Source organism: Leptospira paudalimensis (assembly GCF_026151345.1).
In the GTDB taxonomy this organism is placed as follows: domain Bacteria; phylum Spirochaetota; class Leptospiria; order Leptospirales; family Leptospiraceae; genus Leptospira_A; species Leptospira_A paudalimensis.
On record NZ_JAMQPR010000001.1, the window covers coordinates 1,567,177 to 1,582,855 of the forward strand.

At 39.0% G+C, this 15,679-nt stretch carries 15 protein-coding genes; 5 read left to right on the plus strand and 10 right to left on the minus strand.

Annotation, left to right across the window (positions count from 1 at the left end; genetic code table 11):
- Positions 1-83 precede the first annotated feature (83 nt).
- Positions 84-857 carry a ParA family protein gene (locus ND855_RS07315; protein WP_265356068.1) on the plus strand — a complete coding sequence of 258 codons (774 nt, stop codon included), beginning with the start codon at positions 84-86 and terminating at the stop codon, positions 855-857.
- 10 nt (positions 858-867) lie between these two features.
- On the opposite strand, the gene ND855_RS07320 is transcribed toward ND855_RS07315, so the two are convergent.
- Positions 868-2,223 (minus strand): cyclic nucleotide-binding domain-containing protein, encoded by a 1,356-nt coding sequence (locus tag ND855_RS07320; protein WP_265356069.1) that lies wholly within the window; start codon positions 2,221-2,223, stop codon positions 868-870.
- A gap of 79 nt (positions 2,224-2,302) precedes the next feature.
- Here ND855_RS07320 and ND855_RS07325 point away from each other — a divergent pair, with 79 nt between their 5' ends.
- Positions 2,303-2,623, plus strand: coding sequence for a YbaB/EbfC family nucleoid-associated protein (locus ND855_RS07325; RefSeq protein ID WP_100728017.1), 321 nt, complete (start codon positions 2,303-2,305; stop codon positions 2,621-2,623).
- Between the two features lie 107 nt (positions 2,624-2,730).
- On the opposite strand, the gene ND855_RS07330 is transcribed toward ND855_RS07325, so the two are convergent.
- Both ND855_RS07330 and ND855_RS07335 read right to left on the minus strand, forming a co-directional pair.
- Positions 2,731-3,462, minus strand: coding sequence for an OmpA family protein (locus ND855_RS07330; protein ID WP_265356070.1), 732 nt, complete (start codon positions 3,460-3,462; stop codon positions 2,731-2,733).
- Positions 3,463-3,559: 97 nt separating this feature from the next.
- On the minus strand, positions 3,560-4,408 hold the full coding sequence (locus ND855_RS07335) for a flagellin N-terminal helical domain-containing protein (protein ID WP_100728038.1): 849 nt from the start codon (positions 4,406-4,408) through the stop codon (positions 3,560-3,562).
- Between the two features lie 203 nt (positions 4,409-4,611).
- On the opposite strand from ND855_RS07335, the gene ND855_RS07340 reads away from it, so the two are divergent.
- Positions 4,612-5,184: a cob(I)yrinic acid a,c-diamide adenosyltransferase gene (locus tag ND855_RS07340; RefSeq protein WP_265357800.1), complete on the plus strand. Its 573-nt coding sequence runs from the start codon at positions 4,612-4,614 to the stop codon at positions 5,182-5,184.
- On the plus strand, positions 5,157-6,530 hold the full coding sequence (locus tag ND855_RS07345; RefSeq protein WP_265357801.1) for a peptide MFS transporter: 1,374 nt from the start codon (positions 5,157-5,159) through the stop codon (positions 6,528-6,530). Before ND855_RS07340 ends, ND855_RS07345 begins: the two co-directional genes overlap by 28 nt.
- A gap of 19 nt (positions 6,531-6,549) precedes the next feature.
- Here the strand turns inward: ND855_RS07345 and ptsP are convergent, their stop codons facing one another.
- The 6 genes from ptsP to ND855_RS07375 all read right to left on the minus strand — a co-directional run bounded on the left by ptsP (position 6,550) and on the right by ND855_RS07375 (position 13,212).
- Positions 6,550-8,277, minus strand: coding sequence for a phosphoenolpyruvate--protein phosphotransferase (ptsP, locus tag ND855_RS07350; protein ID WP_265357802.1), 1,728 nt, complete (start codon positions 8,275-8,277; stop codon positions 6,550-6,552).
- A gap of 62 nt (positions 8,278-8,339) precedes the next feature.
- Positions 8,340-9,248 (minus strand): UDP-3-O-acyl-N-acetylglucosamine deacetylase, encoded by a 909-nt coding sequence (gene lpxC, locus ND855_RS07355; RefSeq protein ID WP_265357803.1) that lies wholly within the window; start codon positions 9,246-9,248, stop codon positions 8,340-8,342.
- Positions 9,249-9,426: 178 nt separating this feature from the next.
- Positions 9,427-10,200, minus strand: coding sequence for a mammalian cell entry protein Mce (gene mce / locus ND855_RS07360; protein WP_265357804.1), 774 nt, complete (start codon positions 10,198-10,200; stop codon positions 9,427-9,429).
- Positions 10,201-10,232: 32 nt separating this feature from the next.
- Positions 10,233-11,021 carry an ABC transporter ATP-binding protein gene (locus ND855_RS07365; RefSeq protein WP_265357805.1) on the minus strand — a complete coding sequence of 263 codons (789 nt, stop codon included), beginning with the start codon at positions 11,019-11,021 and terminating at the stop codon, positions 10,233-10,235.
- Positions 11,022-11,029: 8 nt separating this feature from the next.
- The gene (locus ND855_RS07370; protein ID WP_100728023.1) at positions 11,030-11,806 is read right to left on the minus strand and encodes an MlaE family ABC transporter permease; all 777 of its coding nucleotides are present in this window, start codon (positions 11,804-11,806) and stop codon (positions 11,030-11,032) included.
- Entirely contained in the window at positions 11,803-13,212 is a 1,410-nt protein-coding gene (locus ND855_RS07375) for a hypothetical protein (protein ID WP_265357806.1), read from the minus strand. Before ND855_RS07375 ends, ND855_RS07370 begins: the two co-directional genes overlap by 4 nt.
- A gap of 47 nt (positions 13,213-13,259) precedes the next feature.
- Here ND855_RS07375 and ND855_RS07380 point away from each other — a divergent pair, with 47 nt between their 5' ends.
- A complete protein-coding gene (locus tag ND855_RS07380) occupies positions 13,260-14,309 on the plus strand; it encodes a D-alanine--D-alanine ligase (RefSeq protein ID WP_265357807.1) in 1,050 nt (349 codons plus the stop codon).
- Here ND855_RS07380 and ND855_RS07385 read toward each other — a convergent pair.
- Complete coding sequence (locus tag ND855_RS07385) at positions 14,278-15,678, minus strand: sodium:solute symporter family protein (protein WP_265357808.1); 1,401 nt, start codon at positions 15,676-15,678, stop codon at positions 14,278-14,280. The genes ND855_RS07380 and ND855_RS07385 overlap by 32 nt on opposite strands.
- Between the last annotated feature and the right edge of the window lies 1 nt (position 15,679).

Sequence of the window (15,679 nt, forward strand, 5' to 3'; positions counted from 1 at the left end):
TTTAAGTAGGTCGAAGTCCTTTCCAAGGAAAATTCAAAAAAAAATCAGTGGTCAATGGATGAATTCTAGAGGATCTTAGCCCCATGAAGGTGATTTCAGTTTCCAATATCAAAGGGGGAAGTGGTAAATCCACAACAGCAGCCCACTTGGCTTGTGCTTTAGCAAGAAGAGGGAAAACTCTCATTGTTGATATGGATATGCAGGGGGATTTAACTGATTTTTCTTTGCCTGATTTGGATTTATCTGCATTAGATGAATCCAATGTCATGAGTGTGCTTCTCGGAATGAAAAAAATTTCTGACTGTATCCGCAAAACAAAACACTTTGATGTGTTACCATCTACACTGAGTTTGGCAAAACTCACAAAATACAATCCTGATTCCACAAGTTTGTGCCTTCAGTTCAAACGTTCATTAGAAGAAGTACGTAAAAATTACCAATTTGTTGTGATTGATACTCCAGGTTCGGCAAAACATGAGCTCACAACTGCGATCTATAATTCGGAACTTATTTTGATTCCTGTGACACCCAGTAAATGGACCATTAGGGCCGTCAATCTTTTGTTAGATGAAATTACACAAACCGAAACTGTTTTTAGTCAAAAGAAAAAAATTGCCTTTGTGCCTTCTTGGTTTGGTCCTTCCAAAAAACATCGAGAACTATTGGAAAAATTAAAAGCGATCGAAGAAATTCCTACTTTAGGAGAGATTCCAAAATCTGAATCCATAAAGGCAAAAACGGAAAAACAAGAATCCTTAAAGAAAGACACAAATGCTTGGTATGCATTTGATCGATTGGCAGACGAAACCATTGCCCTTGTTGATCCAGAAAATTCGATTTCCCAAATTCGATTGTAACAAACAAAGTTTAATCTTTAGGTTCGAAACTTGTTTGGTGTTTTTTTCGTTCAGCTGCGATTTCTTGGATATGTCCTGCAAAACTAGGATGGTGTTTTAAGATCTCAGTAAAGGCATCTCGACTGAGTGTATAAACATCACAATAAGATCCCGCTTTGATAGTAGCTGTCCGCAAAGAATCATCAATCAAACTCATCTCACCAAAAAAAGATCCAGAATTTAAAGTCGCGAGTAGTTCTCCCGATTTTTCTTTGATCACTTCTACATGGCCCTTTGACAAAAAATACATATTATGAGGGACATCACCTTCGCGGAAAATCACATCTCCCTTCATATAATAAGCAGGTTTTAATTCGAGAACAACTTCTCGTTTTAATTCTTCTGGCGCATGTTTAAAAAATGGAACTACGGAAATCAGATGGTTGTGTAAAAACATCGATACATCAATTTTGATTCCCGATGGAAGTTGGTCCCAAATTTCTTTTTCATCAATTCCGTGTTTGTTTTCCCAAAGATTGATGTAGTAGGATCTGATCCTATTTGCTAAGTGTGGAGGTAATTTTTTGTATTTAATGAAGGAATTAATTGTATTTAATTTTTCTTGGAACGTAACGCGAGAAATATCCAGATTCGATAATAAAGTAGCAATGTTACCAATCACATAACCATAAATACCAACACCTAAAATCATCACACCCATCGTATAAATCGTTTGTCGGTTTGTAGTGGGAGTGATATCCCCATAACCAATGGTTGTAAGAGTTGTGACTGACCAGTACAAAGAACGGATATAACGTGTTGTCATATCTTTGTCTGGTAAAAACTCAGGACTCAAATGGATCCAACCACATGCGACCCAGTGAGCAAAAAGGGAAGTCCAATACACAAAAAAAATCAATCGAAAGGTCATTGGATTGATCACATCCAATAATTTAAATCGATCTTCCGACTCAGCACCAAGCGCTAACATCCGTAAGGATTTAAAAAGTTCAAAGACTCTAACAGATCGTAACAATCGTAAAATTTTTAAACTGTCTGTCACTCCGAAGTATTGGAAAAAAAATCCACCGAATAAATCGAAGGGAAAGGCAGATAAAAAATCGATGAGGAACCAGGATTTTAAATACGTTTTGGCTACGATTTTTTTGTTTTGGATGAGGAGCCTGTCCTTCAGGATCGCAGTAAAAAAATTGAGAATTAAGTCGATTCCAAATACGACTTGGATGCCTCTCTCGAAGTTGGTAACACCTACTGATAGTTTATGAGGGAATACAAGGCGAAGTGGGACTTCTATGGCAAAGTAGGTAATACAAATAAAGACAAAAAGATCCCAGATTCGTTTGTAGGGAGAATTTGGATGGATCATATTCTATAGTATCGACAAGCTATGTTTTATATTTGCGTTCTTTCAGATAAAAAAAATCCTGAATTGATAAGAGGTGATTATGTTCGGTGGAGCCGGTGGAAACAAGTTTGATATGCTCAAACAGATGAAAAAAATGCGTTCGCAAGTGAAAACCATGGAAAAGGAACTTGCTGGCTTAAATTTTGTGGGAATTTCTAAAAATAAACTTCTATCCGTTACTTTGGACGGTAAATTCCAAATGAAATCGATCCAAATTGAAGATGAATTATTGGAAAAAAAGGATAAAAATCTTCTCGAACGTTCTATCCAAGAAGCCTACACAAAAGCATTACAAGATGCGCAGGCTGGGGCGGCAAAACAAATGCAAGCAATGGGTGGATTTCCAGGACTTGGAATGTAAGCTACAGATTTGTTTTAGTTCATTCTAAAAATGGAAAAGCCTACAAAGGAATTCTTTGTAGGCTTTTTTTATGGGATTTTTCCCTTTTTCGTGGTTACTAAATGTAATTAACTTGCTGGTACAATTTCCACTTCAACACGTCGGTTAGAACCATCTTTTGGATCTACATTTTTCAGTGGAGTAGTCGAACCTAATCCTTGTACGGTTCCAATTCGTTTTCCTTCAACACCGTTTTCAATGATAGCATCTTTTGCAGTCACCGCTCGGTCAGTCGAAAGTTTTTGGTTGAGGTCTTCCGCACCAGTGCGGTTTGCATGACCAGTGATATTGATTTTAGTTTCAGGGTAAGCAGCAAGTGCTTCCGCTAACTTATCAATGTTTTCCTTTCCTTTTCCTTTGAGGTCAGCTTTTCCATCTTCGAATGCGATTCCTCCGTCCATAGAGGCAGTAAGAGCCACAGTTTCACCACCACGTTCACTTTTCGTAAGAGTGATGCCTTGTTTTTTCATTTCTTCCGCCATGTTGTCGTACATGGTGTTGAGATAAAAACCTGTTCCAAGTCCTGCTAAACATCCAGCACCCAAACCAACAATTTTACCTTTGTTTTGTGGTTTCTTTTTTTCCATTGCCAAAGATTCTTTTACTTGTCTTTGGAAATCGTTCTTTTTGTTTTTAGTGTCTTTTTTTCTTTGTGACTCATCATACACTGCACCTAACGCAAGACCAACTCCACATCCAATGGATGTACTGAGGATGAGACGTTTTGTGTTGTCTGAAAGGCCACAAGAAATTGTGGTAAGTAATGATAGGGATAAGATTCCGGAAATGATTTGTTTCAAAGTGATTGTCCTCGCTCACCTTCTCAATGAAGGTTTCGGACAAAGTTTAAAGAAATCCTCCCTGTTTGCAAGGAGGATTTCCATCTCTTTAAAATCCTTAGTATCTGTCTGTGAGGAGTTTTACTACTGATTCTGGTCTGAGATTTGCTTGGGCAAGCATGGCCACACCCGATTTGGTTAGGATTTGGTTTTTGGAGTATTCTACCATTTCCGTTGCCATATCTGCATCTCTGATTTGTGATTCGGAAGAAACCATGTTCACATAGTTATTACTCAGTGATTTTAAGGTTAAATCCAATCGGTTGTAATAGGCACCCAAGTCCGACCGTAATCGATTCACTCTAGAAATGGCATCATCCAAGACTTGGAGTGAATCGGTAGCTTTATTTGGAGTTGAAAGTGTCAACTTGTTTCCAGCTTGTTTCAGTTTTAAAGAAGAACTTGTCATCGTATTGATAAACACTTCTATCTTTTCTGATCCGTTTGCACCCACTTGTAGTGTCATTGGGTTTTTGCCAGCACGAGAAAATCGACCATCTAGTGGCCTAACTTTGTTAAACTCTGCAGATGTTCCGATCCTTTCCACTTCTTCGACTAATTGTGATACTTCCAATTGGACAAGTTTCCTGTCTTCATTCGAATAGATCCCGTTAGCTGATTGAACTGAAAGTTCACGTAACCTCTGTAAGATAGAGTTTACTTGGTCCAAAGATCCTTCCGTAACTTGTAAAAACGACATACCATCCTGGGTATTTCGTTCTGCTTGGCCTAAAGCTCGGATTTGGGATCTAAGTTTTTCGGATACGGAGAATCCCAAGGAATCATCCCCTGGTCTGTTAATTCGCATACCCGTTGCTAGGTGTTCCATGGACTTGTCCATGTCACGACTTGTGTTTGTGAGTGCCCGTTTTGCAACGAGTGCACTGATGTTGTGATTGATAATCATTGTCACACCCTCCTGTGTGTCCATGACCCGCTTGTTTCCCTACAGGCGGAGAAAAGAAAAAATCAGTTTCCAGAAATCCTTTCCTTCGAGGAGAGAAGGGGTTGCCTGCCCTTGGTTCTCCCGTGAATTTTTCCTTTCCAGATGATTCTATACCAAAAAACTTATGTCTGTAAAGAAAATTTAAGGTGCGAGGTCTTAAGATTTTGAAAATCTACACCAAATTTGGCGACGGCGGGCAAACGTATTTAGCGTCTGGGAAAAAAGTTTCGAAAACTGACAGACGAGTTGATTTGTATGGAACCTGTGATGAATTGAATAGCACCATTGGTCTTGCACTTTCACTTGGTAAAAAAGAAACTCTCCCTACTTCTTTTTTGGAACATTTACAAAACATCCAAAGTTTTCTTTTTGAAATTGGTTCAGAGCTCGCAGGTTATGTGCCAAAGGAAGCAATGGATGGAACTGTTGTGAATGCAAATGATGTGAGTATTTTGGAACAGGAGATTGACCGTTTGATGGAAACCCTTCCCGAAATTAAATTTTTCATTTTGCCAGGAGGAAGTCCTTTTTCCAGCGCTTTACATATGGCTCGAACGATATGCCGTAGGTTAGAAAGGGATTTACTTGTTTATATAGAGGCTGGTGGTGAGATTCATAACGATCTTAGAATTTACATCAATCGTTTATCTGATTATTTATTTGTTGCTGCAAGGTTTGTCAATTTTTCATTGGGGCAAGAGGAAACCATTTGGAAAAGTCGTACCAAAACAAACTAGAAGAACATCCTAAAGGGATCACCAGCTTATTTCTCACAGAAATGTGGGAAAGACTTAGTTATTATGGGATGCGAGCATTACTTGTTTTGTATTTAGTGAATGCTTTAGGTTTTTCTGATAAAGATGCCGGTGTGATTTATGCGTATTATACTAGTTTTGTTTATCTAACTCCTGTTATCGGAGGGTATATCACAGATCGTTATTTGAGTTACCGATTTGCCATTTATTTAGGAAGTATTTTGATGTTACTCGGCCATCTTTCCTTGGCTATGTCTGGATTAACTTATTTTTATTTAGGGTTATGTTTACTCGCATTAGGGAATGGATTTTTTAAACCGAATATTTCGACAATATTTGGAAGGTTATATATAGAAAAACCCAATTTAAGAGACAGTGGGTTTACCATCTTTTATATGGGAATCAATGTAGGTGGTTTACTTGGACCAATTATTTCTGGTAGTTTAGGTGAAAAGGTAGATTGGCATTTGGGATTTTTATCAGCTGGAATTGGAATGGCAATTGGTATTTTAGTATTTTATTTTGGAAGTAAATCCCTTCCCAATTCCATTTGGGAAAAAACAAAAAAAACAAGTCAAACTCTTACGGACGAAAGTTCTACATCACTAAATGTTTCCGAGAATGAGGTGATGTCAAAAATTGCACTGATTGGACTTCTTTCTTTTTTTAGTATTTTTTTCTGGATGGCATTTGAACAGATGGGTTCTTCTCTTAATTTGTTTGCCTTACGCCATACAGATAGAAGTGTTTTTGGATTTGAAATCCCTGCTTCCATCTTACAATCATTAAATCCCTTGATGATTCTGGTTTTTGGACCTTTAGTTTCTCTCCTTTGGAGTTCTCTTTCCAAAACCAATCGAAATCCAAACCCAATCTTAAAGTTTGTCATCAGTTTGTTTTTCCTCGGGGTTGGATTTTTGGTGATGGTATTTGCCGCAAACAAAGCCGAAACGGGAGTCTCTGTTTCCCTCTTCTTTTTAGTATTTGTCTATTTTTGGAATACATTGAGTGAACTTTGTCTTTCACCTGTTGGACTATCGTTTGTTAGTAAAATGGCTCCAACAAAGTTTGCTTCATTTCTAATGGGCACTTGGTTTTTAAGCACAGCCTTTGGTCATTATGCAGCGGGCATTCTTTCTGGTTACCAAAGAGAATGGGGCAGTATGGCTCATTTTTATGGGCTCTTTGTGATTGTCTCTTGGTTTGCTTCTCTGATTCTATTTGGAATTTACCTTTGGAAAAAAAAATCAATCCTCCCATTATTGGAATCAGAAAAAACGAGAAAATTGGACTCATCTTCACCTATACGTGTTTCCATCGAAACCTAAGGTTTGTTAGCTTTTGAGGTTATCCTTTGGTTTCTAACACTAAAGTTTCAATTTCTTCAAACTTTTCTTCACCTGCTAGTGAGATGACCTGTTCTGCGAGTAATTTTGCTTTCCATGTGGAAATTTCTGTGACTTTCTCAGCAACTTCCTTCATGAGAGGGAGAGCCGAACTTAAATCACGTATCCCTAAACCAATGAGAACAGCAGTAAACATGGGATCACTTCCGATTTCCCCGCAAATGCTAATTGGTTTTTTTTGAGAGTTGGCAACATCAACAATGTTTTTGAGTAAAAGTAAAAACACAACCTGCCACGGATTATATAAGTCTCCCACCAAATGGTTGTTACGTTCCACTGCTAGTAAGTATTGTAATAAATCATTAGTGCCAATGCTATAAAAATCTACATGGTTTCCTAAAAAAGGTAAATTTAATGCACATGCAGGAGTTTCGACCATTATACCCAGTGGGATTTTTTTGGTGATCACAAGTCCTAAATTTTTTAATTCTTCCAGACATTCATTGATTAATACTTTTGTTTGTAAAATCTCAGAACGAGTTGTGATCATTGGTAACATGATCCTCATCGTTCCAAATTCACTTGCACGAAGGAGGGCACGAAGTTGTTCTTTAAAAAAATGTGGGTGCCTTAAGAGGTAACGAATCCCTCTATTTCCTAGAAATGGATTTTCTTCTTCATATCCATTTTCCATTTTATCAGCTCCGATATCCCAAACACGAAAGGTCACTGGGCGGCCCACCATCTTCAGTAATATTCGTTTGTAAACGGCAAATTGTTCTTCTTCTGTGGGTTTGAATTCGATGTAACGGATGAATAAAATTTCTGTCCGAACAAGACCGATCCCGTCGGCACCTTGGAGAAAAGCAGTATCTACTTCTTCTTCCGAATCAATATTTGCACGTAAGGTGAATTTTTTCCCATCTTTTGTTTTGAGTTCTTTTGGACCGTCACTGATCTCTCGTATGGGAATTGTTTTTTTAATTTCGCTTTTGATCCCTGCAAGTTTGATTTCGTCGATGGCTGGGGAACGATTGAGGATTCCTCTCGTTGCATCGAGTAAAATATAATCATCATCTTCTACGTGTGAGGTGATATTCTTAAGACCAACAATGGTAGGAATTCCATAATTTCTGGCAATGATGGCTGTATGTCCTGTTTTCCCTCCGAAGTCAGTGGCAATCCCACGTAACCTGCATTTACCTAATTGGATCATTTCGGATGGCGTGATTTCTTTTGCGATGAGGATGACATCATCGGGAATTTTAGTTGGTTCTGCACCTTTTTCAGGGTACAAATTGGATTCTATTCGTTTGCCGATGTCGAGTATGTGGTCAGCTCTTTCCCTGAAAAATTCGTCAGGTATGGATTGGAATTCATCGTACAAAGAACTCACTGCCGTTTCCAGTGCAAGTCCCGCCGACTCATTGTTTTGTGCAATTCGTTCAAATACACGAGCCCGAAAGAGTGGGTCGTTTAAAAAGACAATTTGGGATTCTAAAATTTCTGAAAGTTCGACATTCTGTTTTGATTTTTGAACTAGGTCGGCAAGGTCATCTTCCGTCTTTTGGAGTCCTTTTTTTAAAAGTTCAACTTCTTCTTTGATTTCATCAGGGCTTAAGTCGGTACGATCTTCCCGTTTCCGTTTGGATTGTTTCCAACGAAATGCCTTTCCGTAGACCGTGCCAGGGTAGGCAGAGATGCCTTTAAATGTGGTTTTTTCTTCCATCCGAACCTATGCCAAAAATACTTTTGGTTTGGGCTAGTTTGGAAAGTAAAAAAAGATCCGATCTACCGCGCGGCTTCTTTTTTAGAGAAAAGAGGAATCCGTTTGCTTTTGTATTGTGTGAGTTCGTTTCCAGTGACTTGGCTCATGATGCATTTAGCAAGGGAAATGTCGAGAGCGTGCCCTGCTTTGGATGCAATGAGGTGACCTCGGAAAGGACGACCCATCACTGCTAAATCTCCCACTAGGTCTAGGATTTTATGGCGAACACATTCATTATCATAACGTAAATGGTCGTTGAGGTAACCATCATCGGTGAGAACCACTGCATTGTCCAGGGATCCTCCCATAGCAAGTCCTCTCGCTTGGAGGGCTTCCACATCTTTTAAAAACCCAAATGTTCTCGCAGGAAGGATGTCTGTTCCTAAAATGGATTCGTCAAGTGTGGTGGTGTAGGATTGTCCTCTGAGGAGAGGGTGGTTAAAATCGATACTATAAGTGACTTTTAATTCATCAGAAGGGAGCATCACGAGGTATTTGTCCCCGTCAACGACCCAAATGGGGTTTGTGATGGTAATGGGTTCCACGGTTTCGTCTAGGACACGAATCCCTGCAGAACGAATGCCTTCCCAAAATGGAAGGGAGGATCCATCCATAATTGGAACCTCAACGGAATCAATTTCAAAGATACAATCGGTAATGCCTAACGTGTGAACTGCTGCAAGTAAGTGTTCGATCGTTTGGACCCGATTGGAACTACCATCACCAATGGTAGTTGCGTTACTTGTGTCTACCACATGGTCGAGAGAAACTGGGATTCTGATTTTTTGGGTGCCTCTATAGAGATAAAAGATAAGTCCGGTATTTGCCTCAGCAGGATGGAGGCGAAGGGTCACCACTTTTCCAGAATGGACGCCAATTCCTTTGAGTGTTATCGAATTTTGGATCGTTTTTCTGTGGATTGCCGTTTGCATAATCAGTTCCTACATACAAAATTGTAGGAATCCGACCTCGGACAATACCAAAACCGAAACCCGAATCCAAAAAAATGTCTCTTTTTTACAACAGTGTGGTGGAATTGTGACGGACGGGAAAACGGGGAGATTTGCCTAATTTTCGCTACAAATGAGGCCGTATTCTCCGTGTTAGTCCTTAAAAAGCACTCAGGGCAGAGCGAATGAAACTTGTGACGGGAGCTTGTTCCCTAGTATCTTCCAAACCTTCTCTCAGTTCCTTGAGAACCACTTGGGCATCTCCCAAGGTTGTGTTTACAGATTTGTGAACATCACTTTCATTGATGAGTTTTCCCAAAGTTCCTTGGCCTTCATTGATTTTCCCTGTGATATTTGCGATATTTTGCACTGTTTTACGGATATCAGATCTGTTTTCTGCGATGAGTTCTGAGAGGGACACAAGTGGGTCTTGGGTGACCTTCCCTTGGATGGGAAGGAGTTTCCCCGATTTAGGAGAAATTTCAATTTTACTAATTGGTTCTTCTGCCATCATGTATTCTTTTGTTTTGGGATCCACAGGGAATTTGGATCCTGGGTCAAGGGCAACCACACGACCTGAGAGCAAACTTTCGTTTTTGATCGTGATTTCGTAATTGGAAAAAAGTTGGACCTTACCTTTGAGGAGTAAGGTGAGTTCTACCTTCGTTCCTATCCCAGTTTCCCCTTCTGGTAATAAAGTTCCCATTTCATCAATTTGTACCAAACGGATTTTGGATACATACCCAAAAGGAACTCCATGGATGGTGACCTTGTTTCCAATTTTAATCCCTTCGGCGTCTGGGAAATACACAGGGAGTTGGTAACCCGACTTTTGGAACGGCCCACCTTCTGTGACAATCGTAAAATAACCAACGGCTACGAGTGAAAAGATGAATAAAAGACCAACAATGAGAGCACGACCTATGGTAGGCATTCCCTAAATTTCTCCTAGTTGTGTGAACAAAGTCAATTGGATTTTCCTTTTTTTAATTCTGAGTGGTCGAGTATCATCGGACCTACTGTATTTCCATGAATGAATTGTTGGATCACTGGATCTTTGGACGCTTGGATCTCTTCAGGAGTTCCACAAAATTGGACTTTTCCTTCATATAAAAAACTAATCCGATCTGCAATTCGATACGCTGAATTCATATCATGGGTCACCACAATGGATGTGAGCCCTAATTCTTTTTGTAAACGAATGACAAGGTCGTTGATGACATTGGACATCACTGGGTCAAGGCCAGAGGTTGGTTCGTCATACATGACGATTTTTGGTTGGGATGTGAGAGCACGTGCAAGTCCCACACGTTTTTTCATCCCACCTGAAATATTACTAGGTAAGGTATCCTTTGCCGGAACCAAATCCAACCATTGTAATTTTTCCATCACAATCCGATCGAGTTCAACTCCATCTGCAATTTTATGTTCTCGTAAGGGAAGTGCTACATTTTCATACACGGTAAGCCAATTGATAAGAGCCCCCGATTGGAAAAGAACACCTAACTTAGAACGTAACTCTTCTCGTTTTTTTTCATTGGCATGGACAATGGATTCTCCATAAATAAAACAATCTCCTTCATCTGGGTCAAGTAAACCTGTGATGTGTTTGAGACTCACAGATTTTCCTGTTCCGGAAGGTCCAAGGATGACCATTGTTTCTCCTCGTTTTACTTGTAAATTCATCCCTCGGAGGATTTTACGTTTACCGAAGGCTTTGTGAACATTTTTCATTTCAATGGCAAATGGTTCCATACTGTCCTTTACTTATAGAAGAGTGCTGTGAGCACATAGCCCGAAAAAATGACCATGAGAAAGGAAGTGACCACGGCTTTCCTCGTTGTTTGGCCGACTCCAATGGCTCCACCTTCCGTACGAAGGCCTTGGCTACACGAAATGGTAGCAATGGAAATACCAAATACGTACCCTTTTAAAAGACCTACATATAAATCTTTGAGTCCAGGTACCGATGAGATTCGGTAATAAACATCTTGGAAATAACTTATGATATCAATTCCTAACTGGAAATGTCCTACAATACCACCACCTAATATTCCTAAGGCGGATGAGTAAACACAGAGAACCGGAACCATAATGGAAAAACCAACAATCCTAGGCATCACAAGGTATCTGACTGGATTGATGGACATAACCTCTAAAGCATCAATTTCTTCGGATACTTTCATCGTTCCGATTTCGGCAGCCATAGCTGAACCAACGGATGCTGCAAGGATGAGGGAAGTCATAAAAGGAGACATCTCTCTTGTCAATGTGATTGTAAGGAGAAGTCCAATTTGTCCTTCGGCTCCGAAATCGCGGAGTCCAAGTCCTGTGTTAATGCCAAGGATCATACCTGTAAAAACTGATACAATGGACACAACAAATAAGGATCCAACTCCAGCGATAAACATTTGTTCTAAGATTTCGCGGCGTTTGAAATACAAATGATGTGATTGCCCAATGGCACGGAATAACAATAATACTGTATAACCAATTGCATACAAGAGAGGTTCAATGGTTTTACGATACATTTGGATCATATTTTCCACCAAAGGAGTTTGTAATGATTTGTTTCTTCCCTTGTATCAATTCCAAAGAGACCGTAGGCAAATTCATATGAAAATCCTGATTTTGTTTTTGAAAATTCCATTAGGATAGGGATATGGATATGAGTTTCATCATGAGTCCAACGATGAGTGTACAATCTAGTAATCAGGTGCAATCGTTTTTCTCCATTAGATGACCTCTTGTATTCAACGATAGAAAAAATTGGTTCCCAAACATCTTCCATCACTTCAAAACGAACGGGAATGATTGCGAGTGTATTCCATCCAAAATTCCCTTCGGGATCTTTGTGGTACCGAAAGAATGGCCAAAGTTTCCAATAATAATCTTCCCTTCCTATTTGGACGTATTCATTTTTCATATGGGAATAAAATGGTAAGATAAAATGAGATGTTGATTTGAGATGAGAGGTATTTTGGGACAATCGAATATAAAATGGGGTGATAAACTCTGCTTCTTTGTTTGCGAAATAAGAATAACCATAAAAAGGAAAAAACACAAGTTTCTCTGTATCTTTTTTCACTGAAGTTGTGTATTGGAAAAAAATAAAGAGTGCAGTGTAATTGGTTTGTCCCGTTTTTTTGTCATATCCGTACGAAAAAAGTGAGTTAAGCAAAGGAAACCAAAGAAAAGCATGGCTTTTCATATTCCCGTCTACGGAACTTTTATGGTTATAGAATGGGAAAAAAATCTGATAGGAAGTTGGTTCCTTTTTATCTAACCTCTCTTCCCCCCATTGGAAAAAAGGCCATAGGATCGAATAACGTTTGTATTTTCCTTCATGTGATTTTTTCGAATACAAAGGAAAAATTCGAAAGTCATCCCTTGTTTCCGAACCTCCCCACATGACAAGTGGCCATCCAATGGATCTAGCCTTATATGTTTTGTATCTCCATTCTGAATATAATGGAAATAAAACATAATTTAGTTCTTGGTAAGAGAGTTTGTTTCTAATTTTTCCATAAAGGGGGAATACACTATAATAATTTTCTCTTTGTGATTCTCCTTTCCCCCATAAAAAAAGTGGAGTGAATAAGATATCTTCATCTTCATCACCTTCTTCATGTTTGAAACCAGTGCCACTGAAGAAAAATAAGGAAGACCACGTGTACCAATAATTGGTTTCTTCTTTGTAATAGATTGGGGAGAGGTAACTATGAAATCGAAAGGCGTAAGTTTTGTCAGAAAAAGACATATAAAAAGGACGAATGGCAAAGAAGTTCTGTCTGCCTCTAGTTTCGCTCTCATATAAAAACCAAAATTGAGAATAGTCTGATTTGATATCTTCTGTAAAGGAATTTGGAATTTTTGCAAATAAGGAAGAAGTTAGAAAGCAAAGAGAAAAAACAAATCCGAATTGAATTTTAAAGCGGGAATCCACGTAATTTCAATATCGTTCACTTTCATGTAAAGGAATCAAGTGATTTCATGCCAAAATTAAAAATCGCATTACTTTTCGGAGGGGTCTCTGGAGAACATATCATATCCATCCGTTCCTCAGCTTTTATATTTGCTACAATTGATAGGGAAAAATACGACGTATGCCCCATTTACATTGATACAAGCGGAAAATTTTGGATCCCTACCATAACAGAAACAATTTACCCTGATCCGACTGGAAAATCCGAAACAGAATTTTCACGAGAATTTAACCAAACCAATCAAATTGAATCTTCAAGTGATCCGAGTCAATTAGGGAAATATGGATTTACTTCCGCCTTCCTTGGGTTACACGGAGGGGCAGGGGAAGATGGTAGGATCCAAGGTTTTTTGGATACGATGGGCATTGCACACACAGGGTCTGGTGTTCTGGCTTCAGCCCTTGCAATGGATAAATTTAGAGCAAATTTACTCTTCCAATCCATCGGAATCCCTGTGGCACCATTTTTGGAATTGGACCGAGTTCAATCTGATGCGAGAAAAGTTCTCTTAAACTTACCCTTTCCTTATCCAGTATTCATTAAGCCTACGTTAGGTGGATCAAGTGTGAATACTGGAATGGCAAAAACGCCTGAAGAAGCGATTACACTCGTGGATAAAATATTTGTATCCGAAGATCGAGTCCTCGTTCAAAAATTGGTTTCAGGAACAGAAGTATCAATTGGTGTTTTAGAAAAACCTGAAGGGAAAAAACGAAATGCGTTTTCGCTTGTTCCAACAGAAATCAGACCCAAGTCGGAATTTTTTGATTTTGAAGCAAAATACACGAAAGGAGCAAGTGAAGAAATCACTCCTGCACCCGTGGGTGATGAAATTACGAAAACACTACAAGAATACAGTTTAAAATGCCATGTTATCTTAGGATGTAAGGGTTATTCCAGAACTGATTTTATCATCTCGGACGGTATTCCCTATGTTTTGGAAACAAATACCTTACCTGGAATGACTGGCACAAGCCTTATCCCACAACAAGCAAAAGCATTGGGAATCGATATGAAACAAGTGTTTACGTGGTTACTTGAGATTTCACTTTTTTAGGGAAACAATAAATCCCAATAAGTATGGCGATGAGACTTGCGATTGTACCATAAAAATGGCTTGTCATATCGTCCCCATATACTTCTAAAATAAGCCAAGTAACGATACCAACAAACAAAGAAAAAAGAGCAGAACGTTCATCTGCTCTTTTACTTAATAAGCCAAACACCATGGGAATGAATAGGGTAACAAGGGATATACCCCCCGAATCTTCGACGAGTGCATAAATTGAAGGTTTTCCCACTGCGAGTAAAAAAGAAATCCCTGCAATAATTAGTACCGATACCCGTGAGAGTAAAAGTAGCTTTTTATCATTCATGTTGCTGAATGCATATTTTAGAATATTCTCAGATAATATAGAAGAAGGAGCAAGGATGGCTCCCGATGCAGTTGATAAAATGGCAGAAATGAGTGCTGAAAAAAATAAAACTTGAATCCAGGGACTGGAAAATTTAGAAATCATCGTTGGGATTAGAAGTTGCCCTGTTTCTGAATTTAAATCAAAATCTGGGATTAGACTTTTTGCATGGAGCCCTAAAAAAAGAGGGATAAGAGCAAATAACAAGTACAATACGGAAGATAAATAAGACGCCCGAATGGCAACCTTTTCGGATTTCGCAGACATTACTCTTTGGAAAATATCTTGTTGGGGTAACGAACCAAATCCAACAACCATCCAAGCCGATAGGTACAAAGTCCAAGCGTGGTAATTGGATTCAGGGAAAAATCGAAAAAAACCATCTGGTTTTTCTGAGATGGATGACCAAATAGGTTTTATTCCATTCAATTCGATGATCACGACTACGAGTCCAATGATGATCGAAATGGATTGGAAAAAATCGGTTAAGGAAACAGACCACATCCCACCTAAGTAAGTATAAAAAACAACGAGACATGCTCCAATGACAATTGCTGTAAACTGGTTGATCCCAAATAAAATTTGCACCATGATTCCGAGTGCAACAAATTGTGCAGCAACCCACCCAAAATAGGAAAAGATCAGACAAATGCCTGCAATGAACTCCATTTTTTTACCATAACGGTTTTTATAAAAATCACCAAAGGTAAGGATTTGCATTCGGTATAAGTATTTTGCAAATACCAAACCAAGTAAAAATAAACAAAGGGCACCACCAAACGGATCTTGGATGACAGATAAAAATCCACCTTTCGCAAATTCGACAGAGGAACCGAGGATGGTTTCACTACCAAACCAAGTGGCAAATAAAGCTGCTGTTGAAATGGGTAAGGGTAAACTTCTACCTGCAAGGATAAAGTCTTTAGAATTTTTTACTTTTTTTGCCGCATACACTCCAATCCCGATCGTGACAAGGAGGTAAGCTAAAATAAAAATGGTCTGGAAATTCATT